Here is a 25,581-nt window from a genome sequence, read left to right as displayed (position 1 = left end):
CATGTTGGGGTCGAAAAGTGCTGGAAATTCTGATGGCTGGCGGCTGGGCGATGGTGCCCATCCTGATCTGTTCGGCGATCGCCCTGGCGATCGTGCTGGAACGTTGCTGGACGCTGCGCCGGCAATCCGTGTTGCCGCCCGGCCTGGGCGACGAAGTGCGCCAGTGGGCACGCTCGGGTCAACTCGATCCCAAGCACCTGGACACGCTGGCCAGCGGCTCGCCGCTGGGCGAATTGCTGGCCGCCGCGCTGACCGTGCGCCGGCAGCCGCGCGAGATCATCAAGGAGCGCATCGAGGACACCGGCCGGCACGTCATCCACCGGATGGAGCGCTACCTCAACACGCTGGGCACGATCGCCCTGATCGGCCCGCTGCTGGGCCTGTTCGGCACGGTGATCGGCCTGATCCGCATGTTCATGGAGGTGATGGCCGGCGGCATCGGCGATCCGGCGAAGATGGCCGGCGGCATCGGCGAGGCGCTGATCTGTACAGCGTCGGGCCTGACCGTGGCGATTCCCGCCTATGTGCTGCATCGCTACTTCCGTTCGCGCGTAGCCGGTTACTGCGTGGAGATGGAAAAGCAGGCCACCGCCCTGCTGGACGAGCTGACCCTGTCGCCAGCGGCCGCCACGGCTGCGGCCAGCGCGGCGGCACGACCGCGCCGGACGCCGGCGCCGACCGCGCCAGGCGCAGGCTGAGCGCACACCGATGCGTATCAGCAACGACCGCCGGGGCGACGACTTCGAGATCAACGTGATTCCGTTGATCGACGTGCTGCTGACCTTGCTGATGTTCTTCGTGCTCACCAGCACTTTCATCCAGCACTCGCGCATGCAGGTGACCCTGCCGCAGGCCAGCGCCCAGGATCGCGACCTGAACACCCAGGTGCTGACCATCATGATCGATCGCGATGGCCGTTTCTTCGTGGGCAGCGACGAGGTGATGGGCGAGGGCATCGAGGCGCTGAAGCAGACCATCGCGCGCAACGCCGGTGACGACCGCGACCGCCCGGTGACGATCCGGGCCGATGCGATGACCCCCAACCAGAACGTGGTCACCGCGATGGACGCGCTGGGCCAGCTCGGCTTCACCCGGCTGTCGATCGCCACCACGCCGACCAAGCCGGGCGCGGCGCAGTGAGCAAGCGCAAGGGCGGGGTGTGGGATGCCGAAAGCCGGCGCGTCTACGCGCGGCTGCTCGGTTACACCCGGCGCTACTGGGCGGTGGGCCTGGTGGCGATCCTCGGCATGGCGGTGGACGGTGGCGGGTTGGCGATGTTCACCAACCTGCTCAGGCCGATGTTCGACGACCTGTTCCTCAACAAGGACCCGTACCTGATCTTCTGGATGCCGATCTGGATCATCGCGATCTTCGGCATCCGTGGCCTGGGCACCTTCGTCAGCAATTACGGCATTGCCTACATCGGACGCAACATCGTGCAGGCGATGCAGCACGACGTGTTCGCTTCCTACCTGCGCCTGCCGGCGACCTTCTTCGGCCGCGAACCGTCGGGCCAGCAGATCTCGCGCATCACCTACACCAGCGAACAGGTGGCCTCGGCCTCGACCGATGCGGTGAAGGTGGCGGTGACCGAAGGCGTCACCGTGATCGGCATGTTCTACGTGATGCTGCACAACAGCGCCTACCTCACGCTGACCCTGCTGGTGATGATTCCACCGATCGTGCTGATCGCCACCGTGGTCAGCCGCCGTTACCGGCTGATCAGCCGGCGCATCCAGGGCATGATGGGTTCGGTGACCGGCACGGTGGAGGAATCGGTCGGTGCGCATCGTGAAGTGCGCATCTACGGTGGCCAGCAGCACGAGGCCGCGCGCTTCGACCAGGTCACCCACCAGGCCCGCCGTTTGAACCTGAAGATCGCCGCGACCAGCGCGATGTCCAGCACGGCGATCCAGACCGTCGCGGCGTTCGCGCTGGCGGCACTGGTCTTTCTGGGTACCCGGCCGGGCGTGATCGACCACATCTCCTCGGGCGTGTTCATTGCGGTGCTGACCGCGATGGGCGCGATGATGCCCTCGCTGAAGCGGCTGACCCAGGTGCAGGCGAACATCCAGCGCGGCCTGTCGGCGGCGGAGGACCTGTTCGAGGTCATGGACCTGCCGCCCGAAGTCGACCACGGCACGCGCGCGCTGGCGCGCACCCGCGGCGACCTGCTTTTCGAGGGCGTGCGGCTGACCTATCCGAACAGCGATTACGAAGCCTTGCGTGGCGTCGACCTGGCCTGCGCGCCGGGCACGGTCACCGCCCTGGTCGGCCGTTCGGGCAGCGGCAAGAGCAGCCTGGTCAGCCTGCTGCCGCGCTTCTACGAGCCGGGTGCGGGGCGCATCGTGCTCGATGACGCGGACTACCAGGAATACACGCTGCCCTCGCTGCGCCGGCAGATCGCCTGGGTCGGCCAGAGCGTGGTGCTGTTCGACGACACCGTGGCCAACAACATCGCCTACGGCGAACTGGCCGGCGCCAGCGAGGCCGACATCGTCGCGGCGGCCGAGGCGGCCAACGCGATGGAGTTCATCGCGCGCCTGCCCGACGGCATCCACACCCGCATCGGGCAGAGCGGCAACACGCTGTCCGGCGGCCAGCGCCAGCGCATCGCGATCGCCCGCGCCATCCTCAAGAACGCGCCGATCCTGGTGCTGGACGAAGCCACCAGCGCGCTCGACACCGAATCCGAACAGCTGATCCAGCAGGCCCTGCAGCGGCTGATGCGCGACCGCACCACGCTGGTGATCGCCCACCGCCTGTCCACCGTCGAAGGCGCCGACCAGATCGCGGTGATGGATCAGGGCCGCATCATCGAGCGGGGCAGGCATGCCGAACTGATCGCGCTGGACGGCCAGTACGCCGCGCTGCATCGCATGCAGTTCCATGACCATGCGGCCGACCAGGCCGGCGACTGAGGAGCGGCCGTGGCGCTGATCGACACGCTCGAATCAGCCTGGTATCGCGGCGCCCCGGCGCCGTGGTGGACGGCGCCGCTGGCGTTGCTGTACGGCGCCGTCACCCGCACCCGCGGCCTGCTGTTCCGGCGCGGCGTGCTGCGCAGTGTGCGACTGGCCGCGCCGGTGGTGGTGATCGGCAACCTCAGCGTGGGCGGCACCGGCAAGACGCCGTTGACGATCGCCGTGGTCGAAGCCCTGCGCGAGCGCGGCCATCGTCCCGGCGTGGTCAGCCGCGGCCATGGCGGAACCCAGCGCGAACCGCTGCTGCTCGGCGCTGCGCCCGATCCGGCCCGGGTCGGCGACGAGCCCTGCCTGATCCACGCCAGCGGCGTGCCGGTGGCGGTCGGGCGCGATCGTCCCGCGGCGGCGCAGTTGCTGCTGGACGCCGGCTGCAACGTGGTGCTCGCCGATGACGGCTTGCAGCACTACCGGCTGGCGCGCGACGTGGAGATCTGCGTGATCGACGGCGTGCGTCGTTTCGGCAATCGCCGCCTGCTGCCCGCCGGTCCTTTGCGCGAACCGGTCAGCCGCCTGCAGCGCGTCGACCTGCGCGTATGCAATGGCGGCGCCGCCGAGCCCGGCGAATATCCGATGCAGTTGCACGGGGGCGACGTCGTCGCCCTGGCCGACGGGCGGCGGCAGCCGCTGGCGGCCTTCCGTGGCCAGCGCGTGCACGCCATCGCCGCGATCGGCAACCCGCAGCGATTCTTCGACAGCTTGCGCGACGCGGGCATCGAGGTGATCGGACATGCGTTTGCCGACCACCATGCGTTTGTCCCGGGCGATCTCGCCTTCGGTGACCAGCTGCCGCTGCTGATGACCGACAAGGACGCGGTGAAGTGCGCCGGCTTCGCCCGCCCGGACTGGTTCCGGGTGCCGGTGCGGGCGCAGTTGCCGCTGGCGTTCTTCGACGCGCTGACCGCCCGCGTCGAGGCGGCGTTACGCCGGCACTGATTCGCCGCCGATCCACAGCCCGCGCAGCAGCTGCCCGCCGATCCAGTAGCACAGTTCCGCCGGCTGCTTCGCCTGCCATACCGCCAGGTCGGCGCGCTGGCCGACCGCCAGCGTGCCCCGATCGTGCAGGCCCAGCGCACGCGCCGCATGCACCGTGACGCCTCGCAACGCCTCTTCCGGCGTCAGGCGGAACAGCGTGCAGGCCATGCCGGCGGCCACACGCAGCGACAGCAGCGGCGAGGTGCCGGGGTTGCAGTCGGTGGCGATCGCGATCGGCACGGCGTGCTCGCGCAGCCGCTCGATCGGCGGCAGTTTCGTTTCGCGCAGCGCGTAGAACGCACCCGGCAGCAGCACCGCCACGGTGCCGGCCGCGGCCATCGCGCGGATGCCGTCGTCGCCGAGGTGTTCCAGGTGATCGGCCGACAGGCCGCCGTATTCGGCGACCAGGGCCGCGCCATCCAGGTCGGAAAGCTGTTCGGCATGCAGCTTCACCGGCAGGCCGAGCTGCTTCGCCCGTTCGAACACGCGGCGGGTTTCCTCGCGGCTGAAGCCGATGCCTTCGCAGAACGCGTCCACCGCGTCGACCAGGCCCTCGGCGGCCAGCGCGGGCAGCATCCCGTCGCAGGCCAGGGCCACGTAATCGTCGCGTCGATCCTTGTATTCCGGCGGCAGCGCGTGCAGGCCCAGGAAGCTGGTGCGCACGCCGACGCCCAGTTCGCGCCCGATCCGGCGCGCCACGCGCAGCATGCGTCGCTCGCTGTCCAGGTCCAGCCCGTAGCCTGACTTGATCTCCAGCGTGGTCACGCCATCGGCCAGCAAGGCGCGGGCGCGCGGCAGCGATTGCGCCAGCAGCTGTTCCTCGCTGGCGGCGCGGGTGGCGGTGACGCTGGAGGCGATGCCGCCGCCGGCCCGGGCGATCTCCTCGTAGCTGGCGCCGTTCAGGCGCAGGTCGAACTCGTGGGCGCGATCGCCGCCGAAGACCAGATGGGTATGGCAGTCGATCAGTCCCGGCGTGACCAGTGCGCCATCCAGCGAGCGGAGCGTATCGGCCAGCGATGCGGGTTCGCCGGGCAGCTCGTCCATCCGGCCGAGCCAGGCGATGCGGCCGTGATGCATCGCGATCGCCCCGTGTTCGATCAGTCCGTACGGCGCCTCACCCGCGAACGTGGCCAGCGTCGCGTTGATCAGCAAGGTGTCCCAGCGAGGATGGCTCATGTCGATCGGGTTCCGGCGAAGGTCAGGAGGGGCAGGGCGGAGGAATCAGGATTGTGCAGGCGGCGGCGGGTCGGCCGGCGTGGCCGGCTCGTCGAACGCGGTGGTGCGCACCGCGGCCGGCGCGGCGTCACCGGTCTCGTCGAGCGAATCGTCGGCCAGCTCGTAGACCACGTCCTGGCTCTGGCGCTGGCTGGCCTGCTGCCGCTCGAAGTCCTGCACCATGCGCTCGGCGAAATCGCGGTAGACCGGCGTGGGGCAGAACAGCGAGGCAGCGGCGCGGGCCAGCAGGCAGGCGGCCATGATCGGGATCACCATGTCCTGGTTGTCGGTCAGCTCCATCGCGATCACCGCCGAGGTCAGCGGCGCGCCGGTGACGCCGGCCAGGTAGGCGCTCATGCCCAGCAGCACCACCGCGGCGGCGGGCACGCCGGGCAACAGGTGCGCGATGTTCTGGCCCAGGCCCGCGCCGACCGCCAGCGCCGGCGAGAAGATGCCGCCGGGAATGCCGGCCCAGTACGAGACCACGTTGGCCAGCAGCTTGGCGATGCCGAAGCCCTGGTCGGGCATGTTCGCGGCGCCCTGCACGATCGCCCGCGCCTGGTCGTAGCCGGTGCCGTAGATGCTGTTGTGGGTGCACACGCCGAGCACGGCGAGGGTGAGCCCGCAGCCTGCCGCGAACGCCACCGGCCAGCGCGCGCGCAGGCGACCGACCCGGGCCAGCGGGCCGCGCTGGCTCAGCAGGATCAGGCGTGCGAACAGGCCGCCCAGCAGGCCGCAGATCACCCCGGTCAGCAGCACCGCCAGCCAGGCGTGGCCCAGTGGCAGGCTGGCCTCGACCTCGCCGAAATACGAGTAGTTGCCCATGATGCCCAGCGAGACTACGCCGCCGATGATCACCGCGGTCAGCAACAGGCCGCTGAAACGGTGCTCGAAGGTGCCGGCCAGCTCCTCGATCGCGAACACCACGCCGGCCAGCGGCGTGTTGAACGCCGCCGCGATGCCGGCTGCGCCACCGGCCAGGATGAAGCGCGAAGCGGCCTTGGGATCATTGAAGCCGAAGCGCCGGCCCAGCGAGTAGAACAGGCCCGCACCCACGTGCACGGTCGGTCCCTCGCGGCCGATCGACGCGCCCACCGCCAGCGCGATCAGGGTCAGCGCCATCTTGCCAGCGGCGATCGGCAGCGCCAGCATCCGCGCGCGAAAGCCTTCGTCCTCGATGTGCAACGTGCCGATCACCTGGGGGATGCCGCTGCCCCGCGTCGCGCGGAAGCTGCCCTCGGTGACCCGGGCGAGCAGGGCGAACACGATCGGGGTGAGGATCAGCGGAATCCAGACGCCGTGGTCGAGGATGCGCAGGAACAGCTGGTACGACCACACGCTGGCCTTGGCAAACAGGATCGCCGCCAGTGCCACCAGCACCGCGCCGAACCACAGCACCAGCCGGCGTTTCCAATGATGCGGCGCGAAGAACTCGTGCCCGAGCAGCGCCCGCAGGCGCGGGTTCGATGAGGTTGAAGCGGGTCTGGAAGGCTCGGACATGATCGCGATTATCGCAGAGCGGTGGCTGGCGATGGGTTCGAGCCTGTCGTCCCCCACCCGCCCTGCGGGCACCTTCCCCCGTTTTACGGGGGAAGCAAGCGTGCCGCGTCGAGGCTCGTCGCTTCCTTCCCCCGCCTGCGGGGGAAGGTGCCCGCAGGGCGGATGGGGGTGCGCTCCTGCTCTCGCTCTGTCTTCCCTCAGCGCGGCCGCCAGCGCGTCTCGTACAGGTCGAAGCGCCGGTCCTTGAGGTTGGTCACCGCGCCGGCATTGCGGGCGCGGGCCAGGCTTTCCAGGCGCAGGTCGGCGAACAGCACGGTCTCGATGTTCGGCGTGGAGTCGGCTGCGATGCCGTCGCGGGCGAACGGGAAGTCGCTGGGCGTGAGGATGCAGCTCTGGCCGTACTGGATGTCGAAGTTGTTGACGCCGGGCAGGTTGCCCACGTTGCCGGACAGCACCACGTAACACTGATTCTCGATCGCCCGCGCCTGCGAACAGTAGCGCACGCGCAGGTAGCCTTCGCGCACGTCGGTGCAGAACGGCACGAACAGGATCAGCGCGCCCTGGTCGGTCAGATGGCGGGCCACCTCGGGGAATTCGGAGTCGTAGCAGATCATCACGCCGATCGGGCCGCAGTCGGTGAGGATCGTCGCCGCGCTGTCGCCGCCGGAGATGTTCCACACGTTGCGCTCGCTGGGCGTGGGATGCAGCTTCTCGCGCTCGTGCAGCGAACCGTCGCGCAGGCACACGTAGCAGACGTTGTGGATGTCGCCGTTGGCCTGTTCGGTGGGGTGCGTGCCGGCGATGATGTTGATGTTGTAATGGACGGCCAGACGGCTGAACAGCTCCTTCACCTGCGGCGTGTACTGGCTCAGCTTGCGGATCGACTCGAACGGCGACAGCTCGGTGTTCTCGATCGACAGCAGCTGCAGGGTGATCAGCTCGGGGAAGGTGACGAAGTCCGCGTTGTAGTCGGCGGCGATGTCGGTGAAGTATTCGACCTGGGTGGCGAACTCCTCGAACGAGGTGATCCTGCGCTGCTGGTACTGCACCGAAGCCACCCGCACCGAATCGGGCAGGCGCCGGGGCGAGGGGATCGGCGGCATGTCCGGCTGGTCGAGCAGGCGCGGGTTGCGCCAGACCAGGTGCACCGCATAGCCCAGCGAATCGTGGTCCGACGGCACGTATGCCCGCAGCAGGCCGATCACCTCGAAATCGTTGTTGAGCTGGAAGCTCAGGGTGAGGTCGCGGCGCTTGCCTTCCGCCACCGCCTGCACATACGCCTCAGCGCTGCCGTAGCGCTGGATGTTCCTGGCCAGCCCGGGGATGCGCCCGCCGAACACGATGCCGCGCAGCTTCAGGTCGGTGCACAGGCGCTTGCGCGCGTGGTACAGCCGCTGGCCGATGCGCATGCCGCGATAGTCCGGGTGCACCACCACTTCCATGCCGTACAGCCAGTTGCCGTCGGGCTTGTGGCGCGAACCCATGCCACCGCCGGTGATCTGCGACCAGGTATGCGGGGCCAGCGCGGTTTCCTCATCGATGCGGAAGGTGGCGCAGTAGCCGACCACCTTGCCTTCGTACTCGACCACGAACTGGCCTTCGGGGAAATGCGTCTGCTGGGAGCGCAGCATCTCCGGCGAGTGGCCCCACTCGGCGGTGTAGATGCGCGCGGTCAGCTCGGCCAGTTGCGGCACGTCGTCCAGCCGGGCCTGGCGCAACAGCAGTTTCGGGGTGTTTTCGCTGGTTTTCTTGCTCATGGGCCTGTGCACGGTCGGTTTGCGCTCGGGTGAAGACGGAGCGGGGCGCCGGTTACACTGCACCATTCGGTGCGGAGCAAGCGTGATGAGCGAGTGGGCGAGTCCTTCGGGTTTCGAAGCCGGCCAGCTTTGGCGTGGCGACGGCTGGCTGGCCGATGGCCGTTTCGGGCTGTCGCCCGACGGTATGCTGCTCGACCCACCGGCCGGGCCGCAGACCCCGATCGGCTCGTGGGTGTTGCCGGGCATGCCGAACCTGCATTCGCACGCGTTCCAGCGTGCGATGGCCGGCCTGGCCGAACGTCGCAGCAAGGCCGACGACAGCTTCTGGAGCTGGCGCGAGACGATGTACGCGTTCGCCGCGGCGATCACGCCGGAGCAGCTGAAGGCGATCGCCAGCCAGCTCTACGTCGAGATGCTGAAGTCCGGCTACACCCGGGTCTGCGAATTCCACTACCTGCACCACCAGCCGGACGGCACGCCGTACGCGCAGCCCGAGGCGATGTCGCTGGCGCTGATCGAGGCGGCGCGCGAGGCCGGCATCGGGTTGACCCTGTTGCCGGTGCTGTACATGAGCGGCGGTTTCGATGGTCGGGCGCTCACCGCGCGGCAGCGCCGCTTCGGCCATTCGGTGGACGGCTATCTGCGCCTGCTGGAAAGCCTGCGCGCGCATGAAGGCGACGCGGTGCGCGTGGGCATCGCGCTGCACTCGCTGCGCGCGGTGCCGGAGCAGGCGCTCGCCGAGGTGCTGGCCAGTCCGCTGGCCCGCACCGGTCCGATCCACATCCACATCGCCGAGCAGATCGGCGAAGTGCAGGATTGCCTGGCCACCCGCGGCGCCCGTCCGGTCGAGTGGCTGTTCGAACATGCCGACGTCGACGACCGCTGGTGCCTGGTGCACGCCACCCATCTGACCGAGGCGGAAGCCGCGCAGCTGGCGCGCAGCGGCGCCGTCGCCGGCCTGTGTCCCACCACCGAGGCGAACCTGGGCGATGGCCTGTTTCCGCTGGCCGACTTCCTCGACGCCGGCGGCACGCTCGGCGTCGGTTCGGATTCGCACATCTCGATCTCGCCGGTGGAAGAGCTGCGCTGGCTGGAATACGGCCAGCGCCTGGCCACCCGCCACCGCAACATCGCGGCGCGCCGGCAGGGCGACAGCGTGGGCGAGACCTTGTGGCGGGCCGCCCTCGCCGGCGGTGCCCGGGCCAGCGGCGCGTCGGTCGGCGAACTGCGCGCCGGTGCCCGCGCCGACCTGATCGTGCTGGATGACGCCTCGCCGCTGCTGGCCGCCCGCGACACGCGGTCGCTGATCGACAGCTTCCTGTTTTCCGGCAACACGCCGCTGGTGCGCGACGTGATGGTCGGCGGCCGCTGGCAGGTGCGCGATTTCCGGCATCGCGACGAGGCCGCCATCGCGGCACGCTACCGCGCCGCGGTGGGCGCACTGGCGGCGCGCTGAGGCAGCACGGCGGAAAATGAACGCTGGCCATCGACTGCTCGCCCCGGCGTCATCGGCGTGGACGACAGCGGCGTTCTGACGGACACCTGCCACGAATGGAGTGTCCCATGCGTCGAATCACCTCCTGTCTTGCCCTCGGCCTGCTGCTGGCGGGCAGCGCCTCGCTCACCGGCTGCATCGTGGCCGCGCCACGTCCGGTCGCCCACGTGAGGGTGGTGGAGCCTGTCCACGCCCGGGTCTGGGTGCCCGGTCATTGGGGCCCCCGCCGCGTCTGGGTCGGCGGCTACTGGCGCTGACGCCTCCGAGGTCAGCGCCGCCGGCATCGGCGGCGCTGGCCCCTACGCACGACCGACGCGATTTGCCACACTCCGTTTTTCTGTCGGCGTGCCTGCATGCGTTCGAATGCCTTGCTCGCGGTGGGACTGGCGTTGTGCTCGGCGCTGTTCTTCACGCTCACCTACGTGCTCAACCGCAGCCTGGTCGCCGGTGGCGGGCATTGGGCGTGGGCGGTGATCCTGCGTTACCTGCTGACCTTGCCGATGCTGGCCGTGGTGCTGCCGTTCCAGGGTGGGTTGGGCGAACTGCCGGGCGAGCTGCGCCGGCATGCGCGGCCGTGGCTGCTGTGGAGCGGCGTGGGTTTCGTGCTGTTCGGCGTGCCGTTGACCTGGGCGGCCAGTAGCGGGCCGTCGTGGCTGATCGCCGGCAGTTTCCAGACCACCGTGCTGGCCGGCCCCTTGCTGGCGCCGCTGATCTACCGCGACGCACGGGCACGGCTGGCCTGGCGCACGCTGGCGATCGGCGCGCTGATCGTGGCCGGCGTGTTCGCGCTGCAATGGGGTCACGCCCAGGGCCAGCTGCATGCCGGCGACTGGCTGGCGATCGGCGCGGTGATGCTTTCCGCATTCGCCTATCCGCTGGGCAATCGGCAACTGCTGTTGCATCTGGAGCAAGGGCCGACGCAGCTGAACGCGGTGCAGCGCGTGTTCGGCATGACGCTGTGCAGCTGGCCGCTGTGGCTGCTGTTCGCGGTGATCGCGTGGTTCACCGTCGGCCCGCCGAGCTTGCGCGAGGCGCTGCTGGCCGGCGGCGTGGCGCTGTCCTCGGGCACCATCGCCACCATCCTGTTCTTCCGCGCCACCGACATGGTGCGCAGCGAACCGACCGCGCTGGCCGCGGTGGAGGCGATGCAGGCCGCCGAGCTGCTGTTCGCCACCGTGCTCGGCGTGCTGTTCCTCGGCGAGGCGTGGCCACGTGGCTACGCGTTGTTCGGCGCGCTGGCGATCATCGTCGGCATCGCGCTGTTCGGCTGGGTCAGCGGCCGTGGCGCGGCGGGCGACGACGAGGCCGTGCGTGCATTGCGCGGTGATCGCAGCGCCTGAGCGGCTTATGCTTGCGCGATGCCCACGTCCCCAGGCAAGACAGACACCATGAACCACGAAGCGGAGCCGGCTCCGTACATCCACCACGGCACGCCCGCGTTCCGTCACACCAACCTCGCCCTGTTCGCCGCCGGCTTCGCCACGTTCGGACTGCTGTACTGCGTGCAGCCGCTGATGCCGGAGTTCAGCCGCCACTACGGCGTCAGCGAGGCCGGCGCGGCGATGTCGCTGTCGTTGACCACCGGCGTGCTGGCGTTCGCGATGCTGTTCGCCGGCGGCTTGTCTGATGCGTGGGGACGCAAGTCGATCATGGTGGCCTCGTTGCTGGCCTCGGCCGTGCTGGTGCTGGTCACCGCGCTGATGCCGGACTGGAACGCGCTGCTGCTCGTGCGCAGCCTGCTCGGCCTGACCCTGAGCGGTTTGCCGGCGGTGGCGATGACTTACGTCAGCGAGGAGATGCACCCGGAATCGGTTGGCTTGGGCATGGGCCTGTACATCAGCGGCAGCGCGGTGGGCGGCATGGGCGGGCGGCTGATCTCCGGCGTGCTGGCGGACTTCTTCGGCTGGCGCGTGGGCGTGGCGACGGTGGGCCTGGTCGGCGTGCTGGCGGCGCTGATCTTCTGGCGCGTGTTGCCGCCGTCGCGACACTTCGTGCGGCAGCCGCTGCGCTGGCGCAGCCTGCTGGCCCGCTTCGGCGGCATGTTCCACGACCGCGGCCTGCCATGGCTGTTCGTCGAGGGCTTCCTGCTGCTAGGCGCCTTCGTCACCGTCTACAACTATCTCGGCTACCGCCTGCTGGCGCCGCCGTACAAGCTCAGCCAGACCGTGGTCGGGCTGATCTTCGGCATCTACCTGATCGGCACCTTCAGCTCGGCGTGGATGGGACACCTGGCCGGCAAGCTGGGCCGGCGCAAGGTGTTGTGGACCGCGTTCGCGCTGATGCTGCTGGGCGTCGCGCTGACCATGACCACGCCGCTGCTGCTGGTGATGCTGGGCATCGTGGCGATCACGTTCGGCTTCTTCGGCGGCCACTCCATCGTCAGCAGCTGGGTCGGCCGCCGCGCCGGCGCGGCGAAGGCGCAGGCCGCCTCGGTCTACCTGTTCTGCTACTACATGGGCTCCAGCATCGCCGGCGCCAGCGGCGGACTGTTCTACGCCGCGCACGGCTGGAACGGCGTGGCGCTGTTCGTCGGCGCGCTGGTGCTGGCGGGGCTGCTGATTTCGCTGTGGCTGTTCCGCCTGACGCCGCTGGTCAACGTGGCGACGCCGCCCACGCCGATGAGCAAGGGGGCGATGGGGTAGCTCCTCCCCCTGCGGGTCCCAAGGGGAGTCCTGCAAGTGAGGGGGTGCTTTTGATCTTGCGGGACTGACGCGAAGAGCGGACCCCACCCCGGCCCTCCCCTGCACGCAGGGGAGGGAGAACGGTAGATGCAGGGGAGGGAGAAAGGCTCAGCGCGACGCGGGTTTCAACATGTCCTTCACCGCGTCGTAGCTGCCGTCATTCGCCGCAGCGGGAATCCCCAGCAGATGGGTCATCAGCGGATAGACGTCCAGGTTCGGGAACGCGGCCACCTTCGCGCCGACGCGGAACGCCGGGCCGTGGGCCACGAAGATTGCTTGCATCAGCGGTTCGGCATTGTCGAAGCCGTGCTCGCCCAGGCTCACCCGGCCCTTGCGCTTGGCCGCGTAGTCGGTGGTGGTGATGCGCCAGTGCACGTTCGCCAGGCACAGCAGTTGCGGCACGCGTGCGTTGTGGCCGTAGGCCAGTCGCGCCGGCACGCGGGTCTTGTCCCAGCACTGCATGTGCGCCTGCGGCTGCTCCAGGGTCTGTTCGATCTGGCGGAACGCGGCGCGGTCCCCGGCGCTGTCCGACTTCGGATTGAACCCGGCCAGGATGCCCAGGCTCACCGCGTGGACCTGGTCCAGCGGGATCAGCGTGTCGATCATCACGTTGTTCGCTTCGGGCACGGTGGCCATGCCGTGGTCGGACACCACGATCAGGTTGATCCGCTCGAACAGGCCGCGTTGCTTCAGTCCGCTCACCAGCTGCGCCAGCGCCGCGTCGGTTTCGCGCAGCGCCTCGTTCACCTGGGGCGTATCCGGGCCGTAGACGTGGCCGGCGTGATCGACCCCGTCGAAGTACAGCGTGAGGAAGCTGGGCCGCTCGGCGACGGGCAGGTCCAGCCACGCCAGCACCTGGTCGACCCGCTGGGCCGGCGTGACCGCACCGTCGTAGGCCAGCCAGTGGTCGGGGCGATGGCCGTGGATGTCCGCTTCCGAACCGGGCCAGAACATCGTGGCCGTGCGCAGTCCATGCTGGTCGGCGGTTTCCCAGATCGGCGTGCCCTCGGCCCACCAGCGACCGTCGCTGATCGCCTTGCGGCTGCTCAGCGAGAACTTGCCCAGCTGCGGGTCGAACATCGTGTTGTTGACCACGCCGTGGTGGTCCGGGGTCAGGCCGGTGACCAGGGTGTAGTGGTTCGGGAACGTCAGCGACGGGAACGCGGGCTGCATCGAAGCGGCCTGCACGCCACCGCGGGCGAGCATCGCCAGGGTCGGGCTGAGCCCGCGCTGCATGTAGTCGTGCCGATAGCCGTCGATGGAAATCAGCAGCACGGGCGCGGGTTTGCCCGCCGCGACGGCGATGGCAGGTGTGGCTGCGGGGCGCTGCGTGGCGCAACCGAAGCTGAATGCTGCCAGGGAGCAGAGCAGCAGGCGAAACAGGATTTTCATACGGACAACCTTACGATGCATTGAAACCAACTGCACATGATCGCGCACCCTCATGACCAATACACGTCTTGATCGACATTCCTGGACGACACGCCTGCTGATGGCCGGCCTGGTGGCGCTCGTTCCGCTGGGCACGGCGGCGGCCTGGCAGTCCACCGCGCAGCCGGTGATCCGGCCGGTGTCGCCCAGTCTGCGGTTCCAGCAGGCTGCGCAGCAGCAGAAGACGCGCGACGACCTGCAGCAGAGCCAGTTGCAGCAGCAGTTGCGCAATGCCGTGCAGGACACCGCGAAGCGTCCGTCCGCGAATGACCCGCGCGCACTCGAGCAACTGGACAAGGCCCAGCAGGCGCAGCGCGACCGTGACCGCGCCGCGCAACAGGATCTGCTCGATCGCCAGCGCGACCAGCAGAACGTGCAGCCCTTGCCGCGGGTCGTGCCGAAGGCGCTGCCGACCTCCGCGCAGGGCGGCTAAGCCGCGCGGCTCCTCCTGGAGCCTGTGAAGAAAACCACTTCCTGTGGTTTTCTTCTATCGCGAGCCCGGTACACGCCCGGACTCGCTCACATGAAACAGTCACTTGCATGACTGCTTCATGCTCGGCCCTCATGGCCGACCTGAGAGGTTGAAAAAAACTCACAACCTCTCAGCCGAACAGGTCGCCGTGCGCGATGCGCTGCTCCAGGTTCAGCAGGTAGCGCTTCGTCGGCAGGCCACCGCCGAAACCGGTGAGGCTGCCGTCCGCGCCGATCACGCGATGGCAGGGCAGCACGATCGGCAACGGGTTGCGTCCGTTCGCGGCACCCACCGCCCGCACCGCCAGCGGCTTGTCGATGCGCCGGGCCAGTTCGCCGTAGCTGATCGTGATGCCATACGGAATCCGTCCCAGCTCCTGCCACACCTCCAGCTGGAACGGCGTGCCCACCGGATGCAGCGGCAGCTCGAAGTGCTGGCGCTGGCCGGCGAAATATTCCTCCAGTTGCACCCGGGCGAACTGCAGCGGCGCCGCCGCGCGTACCCAGCCCGGATGCGCCTGCTTCGGGTGCCGTTCGCGCTCGAACCAGACCTGGCGCAGGCCATGCTGGTCCGCCACCAGGCGCAGCGTGCCGACCGGGCTGTCCATCTCGTCGTACCAGATCGTGTCGGGGCCAGCGGTCATGCCATCGTCTCCGTCTTGCGTGGGCGAGGTGGCGTGTCCGCGGCACCGCGCCAAAGGTGGATCACGGCGTACGCGCGCCACGGGCGCCAGCGGTTCGCCAGTTCGGTCAGCGCCTTCGTGCCCAGCGGCGTGGCGGATGTCGTCGCCTCGCGGCGCAGGATCAGGTCGGCCGCGGGGAACGCGTCCGGATCGCCGAGCGCGCGCATCGCGATGTAGTGCGCGGTCCACGGGCCGATGCCCGGCAGCGCGACCCAGCGCGCCACGAACTCGTCCAGCGATTGGCCCGCCCGAAAATCCACGCGGCCATCCAGCAAGGCCTGCGCCACGCCGCTGATCGTCGCGGCGCGCGCGGTGGTCAGCCCGACCTCGCGCAGATCCGCCGCGGCCAGCGCGGCCGGTGTCGGAAACAGTCGGGTCAGGCCGGGCCACGGCGCCGTCGGCAACGGCTCGCCCCAGCGCTGCACGATCCGGCTTGCCAGCGTGCGCGCCGCCGCCACGCTGATCTGCTGGCCCAGGATCGCCCGCACCGCGATCTCGAAACCGTCCCAGCCGCCGGGCAGGCGCAGGCCCGGCTCGCGGCGGCGCAGCGGGCCCACGATCGGGTCGGCGCGGAACGTGTCGGTGATCGCCTGCGGGTTCGCATCCAGGTCGAACATTCGGCGCAGCGTCGTCACCACGCCGAGGATCTGCGTCGGCTGCGGGCAGTGCAGTTCCAGTTGCAGCGCATGTTCGCCACCCGGCCACGCGCGCAGGCGCAGCCAGCCCGGCGTGTTCGCGGGGCCGAACACGCGTGCGTAGCTGTGCTCGTCGACCTGTTCCACGCCAGGCAACGCGCGGGTGCGCAGGAACGCGAGCAGCGCATCGAACGCATACGGTGGCCGGTAGCCCAGCCGTAACCGCAGCGGCGCGCCCGCCATCGCGCGCGGATGCCGACGCAGTTCGCGCGGTGCGATCCGGTTCGCCTGGGCGAACGCGGCGTTGAACCGGCGCAGGCTGCGGAAGCCGGACGCGAGCGCCACTTCTGTCACCGGCAGCGCCGTCTCCGTCAGCAGCTGCTTCGCGAACAGCAGCCGGCGCGTCGTGTGCACGCTGATCGGCGGCGCGCCGACATGCTCGACGAACAGCCGGCGCAATTGCCGCGCGCCCACGCCGACCTGTGTGGCCAGGGCGTCCAGCGATTGCTCCGCCAGTGCGCCGGCCTCGATCAGCTTCAGCGCGCGGGCCACCGCCCGGTTGCCGCGTTGCCCTTCATCACTGCCCGGCGCCAGCTCCGGACGACAGCGCAGGCACGGTCGGTAGCCGGCCACCTCGGCCGCCGCCGCGTTCGCGAAATAGCGCACGTTCTCGCGCTTCGCGGAAGGCGCCGGGCAGACCGGGCGGCAATAGATGCCGGTGCTGCTCACCGCGACGAAGAACAGCCCGTCGAAGCGCGCGTCGCGGCTGCGTCGGGCCTGTTCGCAGATGGATGGCGCGGGCAGGGAAGGGGCGGGATTCATGGCCTTGAGGCTAGCACCGCCGCGCCGGCCAGACTCGCCGTTTTCGGACATCAATACCGCGCGCCGCGATGCGCAGGCATCAAGGCCGCATGCATCAATGCCGCTACATCAATGCCGCAGCATCAATGCCGGATGACAGGCAGCGCGGCAGTGTCGCCGTGCGGGCACGCCGCCACGCGGCCGGCGCGGAATGCATCCGCGTCCGCCGCGCTCGCCGGCCTGCCTTCATCACCGCCATCGAACGCGGCGCGCCACACGCCATCCACCGCGCGCCGCCACGTCGTCGCGAACCGGCCGATCGTGTAGCGCCGCTTCGCGCCCGGTGCCATGTTCTCGAACAGGTACGTACCGCTGGAATACGCGAGCGTGCCATCGCCGCTCACCACGACCTGTTGCGGATACCAGTCCAGGCGCACCGACTTGCCCGCAATCATCGGTGCCCAGTGCTGCAGGATCGCGGCGCGACCGCGCGTCGGCTGCGGCGTATTCGCATCGAACACCGCGTCGGCCATCACGTGCCCGGCAAACGCCGCCGCATCGTGTTTCTGCACGCTCTGCGCGAACGACAACTCGCGCTGCCATACCGCGCACTCCGGCGTCGCCGCCTGCGCGATGGCCGGGGCGATCGCGCACGCCAGCAACACCAGTCCACTCCCACGCAACGTCATCAGCCTGCTCCCCGCGGACCGCCCGCCGCCGCAGGATTCCCCTTGTCCGGGCACACGGCCAGTGCAGGACGGCAGGGGGTGGACGCTTCAGGCCGCGACAGGAGCGGCCGGCGCAGTATGATCGTCGGCGTCGCCAGGGCTGGGGGAGGCCCGCATGACTGCACTGCAACGCGGTTTGCTGATAGCGGCCCTGATCCTGCTGGGCCTAGGCGAGTGGATCTGGAACATGCACCTGGTGCAATCGCAGGTCCGGCAGATGATGCAGGCGCAGGCGGCGAAGCCGCACGACCGCCCGTCGTCGCTGCCCGCGCACAAGTTCACTCGCGAGCAGGGCTATGCGTTCATCGCCGCGCTGAAGAAGGCCGAGGCGATCGCCGATCCGCTGCAGCGTTGCCTGGCCTATCCAGATCCGCCGGACAGCCACTGGTCGCGCGATGCGGTGGTCGCGTATTGCCATTACCGCCTGCAACCGCGGCTCACGTTCGCCGAGGCGCAGTCGCTGATCCAGCACGGCAAGGCGGCCGAGCTCGATCGTCGCCTCGCGGCCGCCCTGCATGCGCAACAGACCGACCCGGACTCACGTGGCCTGCTCGATCGCATCTACCAGGATGCATTCCAGAACGGCTCGTTCGAGGTGCGGCCCACCCTGGACGCGTGGAAGCGCGATGCGCCGGACAGCGCGTTCGCGTTCGCCGCCAGCGGCACGGCCTACGTGTCGATGGCCGCCGAAGCGCGCGGCGAGAACTACCTGAGCGACACGCCGGACAGCCAGGTGCAGGCGATGGACAAGCTGCTGGCCCAGGCCGACAGCGACCTGCGCCGGGCGATCGCGCTGGACCCGAAGGTCACTCCCAGCTACGCCGCGCTGATCCACGCTGGCGGCATGGGCTACGCGCGCGACTATGTCGACGCGGCGATCCGCGATGCGCTGGCGGCGGTGCCCGACGACTATTCCACCTACAGCATGGCGCTGTGGGCGCGCCAGCCGAACTGGGGCGGTTCATACGAAGCGATGGACCAGCTGGCCGCGCAAGCGCGGGCCCGGGCGCCGAACAATCCGCTGATGAAGGTGCTGTCGACGGAGCGGCCGTTCCAGCAAGTCTGGCGCTGCGACTGCAGCGATGCGGACGAGATGGCGGCGTATCCGCATGCGGTCGACGAACTGACCAGCAGCAGCAACCTGCTCGGCATCGGCCGGATGGCCAGCAAGTACCGCGACCAGACCATGGCCCTGATCTACCAGTCCGAAGCGCTGCGCTTCACGCCCGGCGACGAGGACGCCCTCGTGAACCGGGCGTTCGCCCTGGTCGACTACGACGAGTCGGCCTGGGCCGCGGCCGACCTCAGCCAGCTGCTGGACCGCTCGCCCGGCAACACGAGGGCGCTCGACGCGCGCGCGAACGCCTACGAGATGCAGGGTGACTACCGGCGTGCCGAGCAGGACTTCCGCGCCATGCTGGCGCTGAACCCGGGCGACACGCGCGCGCTGGGCAAGCTCGGCGACATGTTCGTCAACTGGGAAAAGAACTGGGACAAGGGCTGGGCCGTGGCCGACCAGCTGATCCGCGAGCAGCCGCAGAACCCGTATGGCCTGCTGCTGCGCGCCGGCATCCAGGAACAGCAGCCCCGTGGCGGCCTGGACGCGACCGTCCAGCAACTGCAGACGCGCTTCGGCAAGGACCCGAACATGGCGAAGATCATCGTGCGCATGCGCGCCGCGGTGGCGCTGCGCAAGCACACCGGCATCGACGGCAAGCCCGCGGCGCCGTGAGCCGGCCTCCGGTTCGACCCGGTCGCTGACCTATACTCGGTGGTCTGACTCACCGGAGCCCTTCGTGATGAACGCACCCACCCGCATCGACACCACCCGCACCGTCCGCGCGCCCCGCGGCAGCGAGCTTTCCTGCAAGAGCTGGCTCAGCGAGGCGCCGTTCCGCATGCTGCAGAACAACCTCGATCCGGAGGTGGCGGAGAACCCGGCCGAGCTGGTGGTGTACGGCGGCATCGGCCGCGCCGCGCGCAACTGGGAGTGCTTCGACGCCATCCTCAAATCGCTGCGCGAGCTGAACGACGACGAGACCCTGCTGGTGCAGTCCGGCAAGCCGGTCGGCGTGTTCCGCACGCACAGGGACGCGCCCCGCGTGCTGATCGCGAACTCCAACCTGGTGCCGCACTGGGCGACCTGGGAGCACTTCAACGAGCTCGATAAGAAAGGCCTGATGATGTACGGCCAGATGACCGCTGGCTCGTGGATCTACATCGGCTCGCAGGGCATCATCCAGGGCACCTACGAAACCTTCGTCGAGATGGGCCGCCAGCACTACGGCGGTAACCTGAAAGGCAAGTGGATTCTCACCGCCGGCCTCGGCGGCATGGGCGCGGCGCAGCCGCTGGCGGCGTCACTCGCCGGCGCGTGCAGCCTCAACATCGAATGCCAGCAGAGCCGCATCGACTTCCGCCTGAAGACCCGCTACGTCGACGAGCAGGCCAGCGACCTCGACGACGCGCTGGCGCGCATCGCGAAATACACCGCCGCCGGCGAAGCGAAATCCATCGCCCTTCTTGGCAATGCCGCGGACGTGCTGCCCGAGCTGGTCAAGCGCGGTGTACGCCCCGACGCCGTCACCGACCAGACCAGCGCGCACGACCCCGTCAACGGCTACCTGCCGCAAGGCTGGACCGTGGAGCAGTGGTTCGAACGCCGCAAGAGCGACCCGGCCGGCACCGCCAAGGCCGCCAAGCTGTCGATGAAAACCCACGTGGACGCGATGCTGGCGTTCCACGCCCAGGGCATCCCCACCTTCGACTACGGCAACAACATCCGCCAGATGGCCCAGGACGTCGGCTGCGAAAATGCGTTCGCGTTTCCCGGCTTCGTCCCCGCCTACGTGCGCCCGCTGTTCTGCCGCGGCGTCGGCCCGTTCCGCTGGGTCGCGCTGTCTGGTGACCCGGAAGACATCTACAAGACCGACCAGAAGGTCAAGGAACTCATCCCCGACGACGAACACCTGCACCGCTGGCTGGACATGGCGAAAGAGCGCATCAGCTTCCAGGGTTTGCCGGCACGCATCTGCTGGGTCGGCCTGGGCCTGCGCGACAAGCTCGGCCTGGCGTTCAACGAGATGGTGCGCAACGGCGAGCTGAAGGCGCCGGTGGTGATCGGGCGCGATCACCTGGATTCCGGCTCGGTGGCGTCACCGAACCGGGAGACCGAGGCGATGAAGGATGGCTCGGACGCGGTATCCGACTGGCCGTTGCTCAATGCGATGTTGAATGTTGCAGGTGGCGCGACCTGGGTTTCGCTGCATCATGGCGGCGGGGTGGGGATGGGGTATTCGCAGCATTCCGGCGTGGTGATCGTTTGCGATGGCACCAAGGAAGCGGATGAGCGGATTTCGCGGGTGCTGTGGAATGACCCGGGGACCGGGGTGATGCGACATGCGGATGCGGGGTATGAGGTTGCGATCGAGTGCGCGCGGGATAAGGAATTGAAGTTGCCGATGGCGTAATTCGAACTACAAAAATCCACGTTCGCCGGTTCAATTCCGACCCTGGGCTCCCAGTTGTAGAAATCCATTCCGCATTAGGTTTTTACCTACGAGGGCTTTTTCTTTTTAACTCGGAAAAATCAAGTATGGCCAATATCAGAGATTGCTTGCGAGCAAGAGAAGGCGCGATAGATTTTTCCCGTGGGAAGGGAAGGCGCTGAGCCCCAGGCGCCGGTATGGGGTCACGCATGGTCAGAAGTTGAGAGATCGCATCAGAAAGAGCCGAATCGATCCAAAGGGATGACAGTGATCTCCGACCTCAAAAATCAAGGCCCTCTAAGAAGTCTTTCCCAAGAAATCGGCGAGGACGCCGCTTCGGTTCTTTCCGCTCATCGGCCGGCCGCTTGGACACTTAACGAAATTCCAGGCCCCGACTATGGAGTCGATTACCAAGGCTTAGTCCACGGCTCAGCCGGGGTTGGGGCTAGGTTCTACTTCAATATCCAATTGAAGGGAACTACGGATCCATCGGATCGCTTGGCGGACGGCATCCATCTTTCCCATGAATTCAAGCGGTCAACGCTAAACCTTTGGCATTCAAGTGGCGCCGTTGTCATGGTCGCGATTGCTGACATGATCGACAGCCGCGATCCCGTCACGGCTACGGCTCACTACTTATTTGCGAGCCCAATCCTTGATGACGCTCTTGCGTCGTTGCCGGACGATCAAAAATCGCTGACTCTTCGCGTCCCGCGAGCACAACTGATATCTCGAGATTTAGACGTTCTTCCGAACGTGGAGGCTTACATAGCCGAAATGCGAGATGTGCGCGCGCAGATGCGTGAGCGACGCCGCGCAGCAGGCTGCACGGAGGATACCCTGAGTTTGACTCAGTTTGTTGAAACAGGAGCAATCGACTCAAACCCTGTTACAGACACAATCGACTGCTTAATCGAAACACTTCCAAACAAAGCGGAAATGCATTCGGCGCTTTCCGCACTGCGGGCTGGGGACAGCGTCTCTGTTTTAGCCTTAACCCGAGATCCAGATGAAGTCGGTGATCATGACGGCCATATTGAGGCCGGCGTAAATGCCTACTTACGATCCCAGGCGATGGGCTTGGCGGGGGATGAGGCCGAGGCTGAGCGATTGTTGTCGATAGCCCATCGCCTCTTGCCGGAGAACGACGATGTAGTTTCAGCTCTAGCTCAAAATGAGCTCAATCATACTTTTTACGGAGAGAACGGGCGAGTAAAGCGAGAAGGGTTACTGCTGCTGCTGGAGGGGCGAAACAGTACGGGTGCGGCGAATGTTCGAGCCAAGCTACATGCTCTCAGTGGCAACTTCGAGTACGCGAGGAAGGCTCTTGAAGGTCATCCAATGCGTAAGACTGTAATCACATCGATGATCATTTCAATTGTCGAGAAGTCTTGGCGCAGGGTCGTTGATGAAGCGGCCTGCTTCTCCCAAATTGATGATCTGACACCTATTCAAAAATTCATTCTTCGCATGCTGGAGGCGCGCGCAGTTTTCCAGATGGCAATTGGTTCCATGCGCTGGAAAGAAGGAGAGGATGAGTTAGTCATTAAATCATCCGGCGTGCCAGGCATGGATATAAATCGTCTGCACCAAGCGTACGAGCTGAGCTTAGGTGCTATGCAGGCGGCTCAACTGCTAAATTGGCCGATCAATACAGAACACCTACTGGATGTTCTTCCAATCTCTGCAATGATTTTAGAGAGAGAGCAAGAAGTCCTGCCTCTCTTGGCGGCAATGGCCACGGCCAAGCCAAAAATTGCTCGCTTTCGCGAAGTTACCTCCAAACTCGCACTCAATGCAGATAAGCCACAGCTCGTTGTGCGCCTTAAAGAACTTGCCGGAGATGCCGCGGCGTACAACGACGAAGAGATCCTGCTTGCGGTAGCAGAAAATAAACTTGGTAACGCATCAAAAGCTTTCGCCATAGTTGAAGAGGTGCTGTGCAGCGAGTCAAATTCCGAGGTCTTTCTGTCCTCCCTCATGATGATAGGGGTGGCAGCAAGTGCAGCTTTCAAGACTGAATTGCTTCAAAGGATTAAAGACCGCCTCGCCAAATCCCCCGAGGGCAATAATTTTCTTGCGATTCTGGAATCTGCCACCTCGGTCAATCAGTCTCTCCTAAGACGATCGGAGGCCATAAAAAATCTGCACGGCTACTGGAAGGCTCACGGGCAACCAGTTGTAGTGGCTGATCACCTCTTGGATAACGCTGATCCGACATTATCGCAAGAAGCCGTCGTAATCACGGAGGTGGCTAGTGATCTACGAAACCAAGCATCGCTTGATCTAGGGCGCTGGGCGACTTTCGCGCACGCACTAATTACCGTCGGCGATTTTTCCTTGGCAATATCCGAATTGCGCAACGCAATCGATCGTTTTGGCGCGAACCCAAAGCTGAAATCATTGCTCGGAATCGCCTTGGAGAAGAATGGCAACTCGCCCGAAGCATTTTCTGTTTTCGAGGAGCTAATAGAGGCCGGAGAGGAAGCGGATTTGGCAAGGCGATACTTCGTCAATATTGCCTCTCGCTTTGGATTCTCTGAAAAAGCAGAAGATCAGGTACGCAATGCGCTGGTACGCGCGGCGAGCCCGCGCGCAAGATTGCAGCTCTTTAACACCTTATTCCAGCTATCGCTCCTTTCCCTTAGAGATTTGCCTGGTCTATGGGATCTGGCTTGGGAGTATGGGCGTTTGGCGAATCGGCATGATGAAAGGCAGGAAGGTATCTTCCTGCAAGAGGCCATTATGGCCACGTCACTGTACAGCCCGGAGAAAGACGATCCGCGTTTGGAAGAGCTTCGCAATAGGCTTGGTGCGTTTATTTCGGCGTTTCCAGAATCAAAATATCTACGCCAAGGACAACTGCCAGATGATGCATCGCCAGATGCGGTCATTAAAGCTCTACAGGCTGTTGCTGGAATTACTGATGATGATTTGCGGCGCGAGCGTTCTGTCGAACGTCGCTTGGATACTGGCGACCTTATGGTCCCGTTATCGTGGCGACCTCGAACATTTCTTCGCAACGTTAACAGCGTCTTGATGCTATGGGAGGTCAGAAAAAAAGCTCCTGCGGATCGAGGTGCAATGCATTTCATGATGACAGCGCCCGGTGTTGATCGATCAACGCCCGATACTTTGGACGGTAAGTCAGCGGTGCTGAGTTTTACATCGCTCTTGGTGCTTGATGAATGCAACCTCTTGCACTTCGTTCTTAATAAATTTCAGCGCGTGATCATCGCCAGGTCGGTCCTTGCTGCTTTGCAGGAAGCGCGAAATCCGGTCACCGGAGGTTGGGGCGGCGCGCGAGCGGAAAAAGTTTTAGATGCGCTACGCGTGAATTTCGCTAAGGTCGCTCATCCGCCTTTTCGTGACTCTTCGGAATTAGGTCCGCCGGACTGGTACGAAGATGAAAAGCTCGCGATGTCAACCCCTGAAAACATCTACTTCTCTGATGATCTGGTTGAAGCCGCGCTAGTTTGTAATGGAGATGGCGACGAGCACGCGAAACCGAGCATCTCAACGGTGGACTTTATTGAGCTGGTGGAAAGAGAGGAATCCATTGCCACGCTTGAAGCAGCGAAGGCAATCGCCAAGTTGATCGAGTTAAAAATCGGTGGTGTACCGGTCGCATTCCGCTACGTTACTTCTGCTGTCGAGTATGCGAAGGAAGATCAGTCGCTTCTAGAAGCAATTCTAGACGGCCTTTGGGACGCGTCAAAGCCGTATAAGGAGCTATTGGAGCACTTTGGAAACACGGCTGCGTACACTATGAGGTGTCTTGATGTAAGTGACGACATATTGGGACTATTATGGATGCGCTGGCTCAAGGCTGTCCGTTTTCAGTCAGATCGTGCGCTTAAGCCACTTTACAAACTTGGCCATGCTTTCGTGGCAGTGCTGCGCAATCTTCCTGATGACGAAGGCCAGGTGCGCAGGTTGTGGCAGTTGTTTTGGAAAGCCATTGAGCTAGGGTTGGCAAGTACTCTCAACGACGACCCTGACAAGATCGGGGCAAAAATGATCGGCGATGTGCTTGGGCGAACCAGTATCGTCGACCCAGAGTATCGAGTTTCGAACTTATCTCAAAAAGCAAAATTGGGCCTGCCCAATGGTACCGCCCTGTTGTCCGCGTACGAACAGGCATACGTCGAAGCCGCAGCAGAAGCTACGATCGCGAACATTAAGAAAGATAGCCACTAGAGAAAATAAGGGATCGAAAATAAGGGGTCAAAAATAAGGGGTCAGGTTCATTATCCTGTGGTTTTCAAATCGAAAATAAGGGGTCAGGTTCATTATCCTGTGGTTTTCAAATGGACCCGTGGGAAAGGGGACGTGGCTAATTAAATTGATTTTCCAAAGGTTGAGGTCGACGTTCTCCGAGCCGCGCTACTCGGTTTTCCTGATCGCTCTCGCATCGCTTGCGGTTGGATGTCGGCCTCATCCGCCCTTACGTCAGCCAACCTCTACGTCGCAACTTCCCTCGCGCCGACAGTCAGCCGCTGTCCCCTCTGGCATCGTTCCGGCGCCCCCACTCTCGGCAATAAGCCACAGGGTGTCGCGGGTGCTACCGGATCGCCTGGACGCGCAACGGAGTTTGCGCGGAACGCAGGCGATCCAGTCAACCGATACGGAGATCGTGATGTCGACGTCCCCCCGCATTGAGTAGCAGGAAGGTTTAGAGTCCGGGGTCACTTTAACTGTTTCGCGTAGGCGGCAGGTGTCAAGCCGCCCAACGCTTTC

Annotated in this window: 19 protein-coding genes; 12 read left to right on the top strand and 7 right to left on the bottom strand. The window is 66.0% G+C overall.

Annotation, left to right across the window (positions count from 1 at the left end; translation table 11 throughout):
- Nucleotides 1-32 precede the first annotated feature (32 nt).
- From ASD55_RS11045 to lpxK, 4 genes are read left to right on the top strand one after another with little or no spacing between them, the layout of a single operon-like run.
- Nucleotides 33-698, top strand: coding sequence for a MotA/TolQ/ExbB proton channel family protein (locus ASD55_RS11045; protein ID WP_007808032.1), 666 nt, complete (start codon nt 33-35; stop codon nt 696-698).
- Between the two features lie 10 nt (nt 699-708).
- Entirely contained in the window at nt 709-1,140 is a 432-nt protein-coding gene (locus ASD55_RS11040; protein WP_007808031.1) for a biopolymer transporter ExbD, read from the top strand.
- Nucleotides 1,137-2,921, top strand: coding sequence for a lipid A export permease/ATP-binding protein MsbA (msbA, locus tag ASD55_RS11035; protein ID WP_056766129.1), 1,785 nt, complete (start codon nt 1,137-1,139; stop codon nt 2,919-2,921). The genes ASD55_RS11040 and msbA overlap by 4 nt, the downstream gene beginning before the upstream one ends.
- Before the next feature lie 9 nt (nt 2,922-2,930).
- Entirely contained in the window at nt 2,931-3,917 is a 987-nt protein-coding gene (lpxK, locus tag ASD55_RS11030; RefSeq protein ID WP_056766128.1) for a tetraacyldisaccharide 4'-kinase, read from the top strand.
- Here lpxK and hutI read toward each other — a convergent pair.
- The 3 genes from hutI to ASD55_RS11015 form a co-directional block, all read right to left on the bottom strand.
- Nucleotides 3,903-5,132, bottom strand: coding sequence for an imidazolonepropionase (hutI, locus tag ASD55_RS11025; RefSeq protein WP_056766127.1), 1,230 nt, complete (start codon nt 5,130-5,132; stop codon nt 3,903-3,905). The genes lpxK and hutI overlap by 15 nt on opposite strands.
- Nucleotides 5,133-5,177: 45 nt before the next feature.
- Nucleotides 5,178-6,671, bottom strand: a complete 1,494-nt coding sequence (locus ASD55_RS11020; RefSeq protein WP_056766125.1) for a chloride channel protein — start codon at nt 6,669-6,671, stop codon at nt 5,178-5,180.
- A gap of 197 nt (nt 6,672-6,868) precedes the next feature.
- Entirely contained in the window at nt 6,869-8,428 is a 1,560-nt protein-coding gene (locus ASD55_RS11015) for a bifunctional GNAT family N-acetyltransferase/carbon-nitrogen hydrolase family protein (protein WP_056766122.1), read from the bottom strand.
- Nucleotides 8,429-8,513: 85 nt separating this feature from the next.
- Here ASD55_RS11015 and ASD55_RS11010 point away from each other — a divergent pair, with 85 nt between their 5' ends.
- The 4 genes from ASD55_RS11010 (at nt 8,514) to ASD55_RS10995 (ending at nt 12,565) form a co-directional block, all read left to right on the top strand.
- Entirely contained in the window at nt 8,514-9,884 is a 1,371-nt protein-coding gene (locus ASD55_RS11010; protein ID WP_056766120.1) for a formimidoylglutamate deiminase, read from the top strand.
- A gap of 107 nt (nt 9,885-9,991) precedes the next feature.
- Nucleotides 9,992-10,180 (top strand): hypothetical protein, encoded by a 189-nt coding sequence (locus ASD55_RS18440; RefSeq protein WP_157598952.1) that lies wholly within the window; start codon nt 9,992-9,994, stop codon nt 10,178-10,180.
- 96 nt (nt 10,181-10,276) lie between these two features.
- Entirely contained in the window at nt 10,277-11,263 is a 987-nt protein-coding gene (locus tag ASD55_RS11000) for a multidrug resistance efflux transporter family protein (RefSeq protein ID WP_056766116.1), read from the top strand.
- Nucleotides 11,264-11,311: 48 nt separating this feature from the next.
- Entirely contained in the window at nt 11,312-12,565 is a 1,254-nt protein-coding gene (locus ASD55_RS10995) for an MFS transporter (protein ID WP_056766113.1), read from the top strand.
- Between the two features lie 147 nt (nt 12,566-12,712).
- Here the strand turns inward: ASD55_RS10995 and ASD55_RS10990 are convergent, their stop codons facing one another.
- Entirely contained in the window at nt 12,713-13,996 is a 1,284-nt protein-coding gene (locus ASD55_RS10990) for an ectonucleotide pyrophosphatase/phosphodiesterase (protein ID WP_056766111.1), read from the bottom strand.
- 52 nt (nt 13,997-14,048) lie between these two features.
- Here ASD55_RS10990 and ASD55_RS10985 point away from each other — a divergent pair, with 52 nt between their 5' ends.
- Complete coding sequence (locus ASD55_RS10985) at nt 14,049-14,468, top strand: hypothetical protein (RefSeq protein ID WP_056766109.1); 420 nt, start codon at nt 14,049-14,051, stop codon at nt 14,466-14,468.
- Between the two features lie 169 nt (nt 14,469-14,637).
- Here the strand turns inward: ASD55_RS10985 and ASD55_RS10980 are convergent, their stop codons facing one another.
- From ASD55_RS10980 to ASD55_RS10970, 3 genes are all read right to left on the bottom strand, one after another.
- Nucleotides 14,638-15,150, bottom strand: a complete 513-nt coding sequence (locus ASD55_RS10980; RefSeq protein ID WP_056766106.1) for a methylated-DNA--[protein]-cysteine S-methyltransferase — start codon at nt 15,148-15,150, stop codon at nt 14,638-14,640.
- Nucleotides 15,147-16,646, bottom strand: coding sequence for a DNA-3-methyladenine glycosylase 2 (locus ASD55_RS10975; protein ID WP_056766473.1), 1,500 nt, complete (start codon nt 16,644-16,646; stop codon nt 15,147-15,149). Before ASD55_RS10975 ends, ASD55_RS10980 begins: the two co-directional genes overlap by 4 nt.
- Before the next feature lie 122 nt (nt 16,647-16,768).
- Nucleotides 16,769-17,314: a nuclear transport factor 2 family protein gene (locus ASD55_RS10970; RefSeq protein ID WP_056766103.1), complete on the bottom strand. Its 546-nt coding sequence runs from the start codon at nt 17,312-17,314 to the stop codon at nt 16,769-16,771.
- 154 nt (nt 17,315-17,468) lie between these two features.
- Between ASD55_RS10970 and ASD55_RS10965 the strand changes: the two genes are divergently transcribed.
- From ASD55_RS10965 to ASD55_RS18100, 3 genes are all read left to right on the top strand, one after another.
- Entirely contained in the window at nt 17,469-19,085 is a 1,617-nt protein-coding gene (locus ASD55_RS10965; protein ID WP_056766102.1) for a tetratricopeptide repeat protein, read from the top strand.
- 67 nt (nt 19,086-19,152) lie between these two features.
- Nucleotides 19,153-20,823 (top strand): urocanate hydratase, encoded by a 1,671-nt coding sequence (gene hutU, locus ASD55_RS10960; protein ID WP_056766100.1) that lies wholly within the window; start codon nt 19,153-19,155, stop codon nt 20,821-20,823.
- A 279-nt stretch (nt 20,824-21,102) separates the two neighbouring features.
- The gene (locus tag ASD55_RS18100) at nt 21,103-25,041 is read left to right on the top strand and encodes a DUF4365 domain-containing protein (RefSeq protein WP_082542746.1); all 3,939 of its coding nucleotides are present in this window, start codon (nt 21,103-21,105) and stop codon (nt 25,039-25,041) included.
- The last annotated feature ends 540 nt before the right edge of the window (nt 25,042-25,581 follow it).

This window comes from Rhodanobacter sp. Root561 (genome assembly GCF_001427365.1).
Classification (GTDB): Bacteria; Pseudomonadota; Gammaproteobacteria; order Xanthomonadales; family Rhodanobacteraceae; genus Rhodanobacter.
The sequence above is the reverse complement of the archived record's forward strand: the minus strand, read 5'-3'. Positions and strand labels throughout refer to the sequence as shown.

Excerpts from the sequence above, each read along its gene's own strand:
- hutU (WP_056766100.1), top strand. The coding sequence starts at position 19,153 with ATGAACGCACCCACCCGCATCGACACCACCCGCACCGTCCGCGCGCCC.
- ASD55_RS11010 (WP_056766120.1), top strand. The coding sequence starts at position 8,514 with ATGAGCGAGTGGGCGAGTCCTTCGGGTTTCGAAGCCGGCCAGCTTTGG.
- ASD55_RS10965 (WP_056766102.1), top strand. The coding sequence starts at position 17,469 with ATGACTGCACTGCAACGCGGTTTGCTGATAGCGGCCCTGATCCTGCTG.
- ASD55_RS18100 (WP_082542746.1), top strand. The coding sequence starts at position 21,103 with ATGACAGTGATCTCCGACCTCAAAAATCAAGGCCCTCTAAGAAGTCTT.
- ASD55_RS11020 (WP_056766125.1), bottom strand. The coding sequence starts at position 6,671 with ATGTCCGAGCCTTCCAGACCCGCTTCAACCTCATCGAACCCGCGCCTG.
- ASD55_RS10995 (WP_056766113.1), top strand. The coding sequence starts at position 11,312 with ATGAACCACGAAGCGGAGCCGGCTCCGTACATCCACCACGGCACGCCC.
- ASD55_RS11000 (WP_056766116.1), top strand. The coding sequence starts at position 10,277 with ATGCGTTCGAATGCCTTGCTCGCGGTGGGACTGGCGTTGTGCTCGGCG.
- ASD55_RS18440 (WP_157598952.1), top strand. The coding sequence starts at position 9,992 with ATGCGTCGAATCACCTCCTGTCTTGCCCTCGGCCTGCTGCTGGCGGGC.
- ASD55_RS10990 (WP_056766111.1), bottom strand. The coding sequence starts at position 13,996 with ATGAAAATCCTGTTTCGCCTGCTGCTCTGCTCCCTGGCAGCATTCAGC.
- ASD55_RS10980 (WP_056766106.1), bottom strand. The coding sequence starts at position 15,150 with ATGACCGCTGGCCCCGACACGATCTGGTACGACGAGATGGACAGCCCG.
- ASD55_RS11040 (WP_007808031.1), top strand. The coding sequence starts at position 709 with ATGCGTATCAGCAACGACCGCCGGGGCGACGACTTCGAGATCAACGTG.
- ASD55_RS10970 (WP_056766103.1), bottom strand. The coding sequence starts at position 17,314 with ATGACGTTGCGTGGGAGTGGACTGGTGTTGCTGGCGTGCGCGATCGCC.
- ASD55_RS11015 (WP_056766122.1), bottom strand. The coding sequence starts at position 8,428 with ATGAGCAAGAAAACCAGCGAAAACACCCCGAAACTGCTGTTGCGCCAG.
- ASD55_RS11045 (WP_007808032.1), top strand. The coding sequence starts at position 33 with ATGGCTGGCGGCTGGGCGATGGTGCCCATCCTGATCTGTTCGGCGATC.
- ASD55_RS10985 (WP_056766109.1), top strand. The coding sequence starts at position 14,049 with ATGACCAATACACGTCTTGATCGACATTCCTGGACGACACGCCTGCTG.
- hutI (WP_056766127.1), bottom strand. The coding sequence starts at position 5,132 with ATGAGCCATCCTCGCTGGGACACCTTGCTGATCAACGCGACGCTGGCC.
- ASD55_RS10975 (WP_056766473.1), bottom strand. The coding sequence starts at position 16,646 with ATGAATCCCGCCCCTTCCCTGCCCGCGCCATCCATCTGCGAACAGGCC.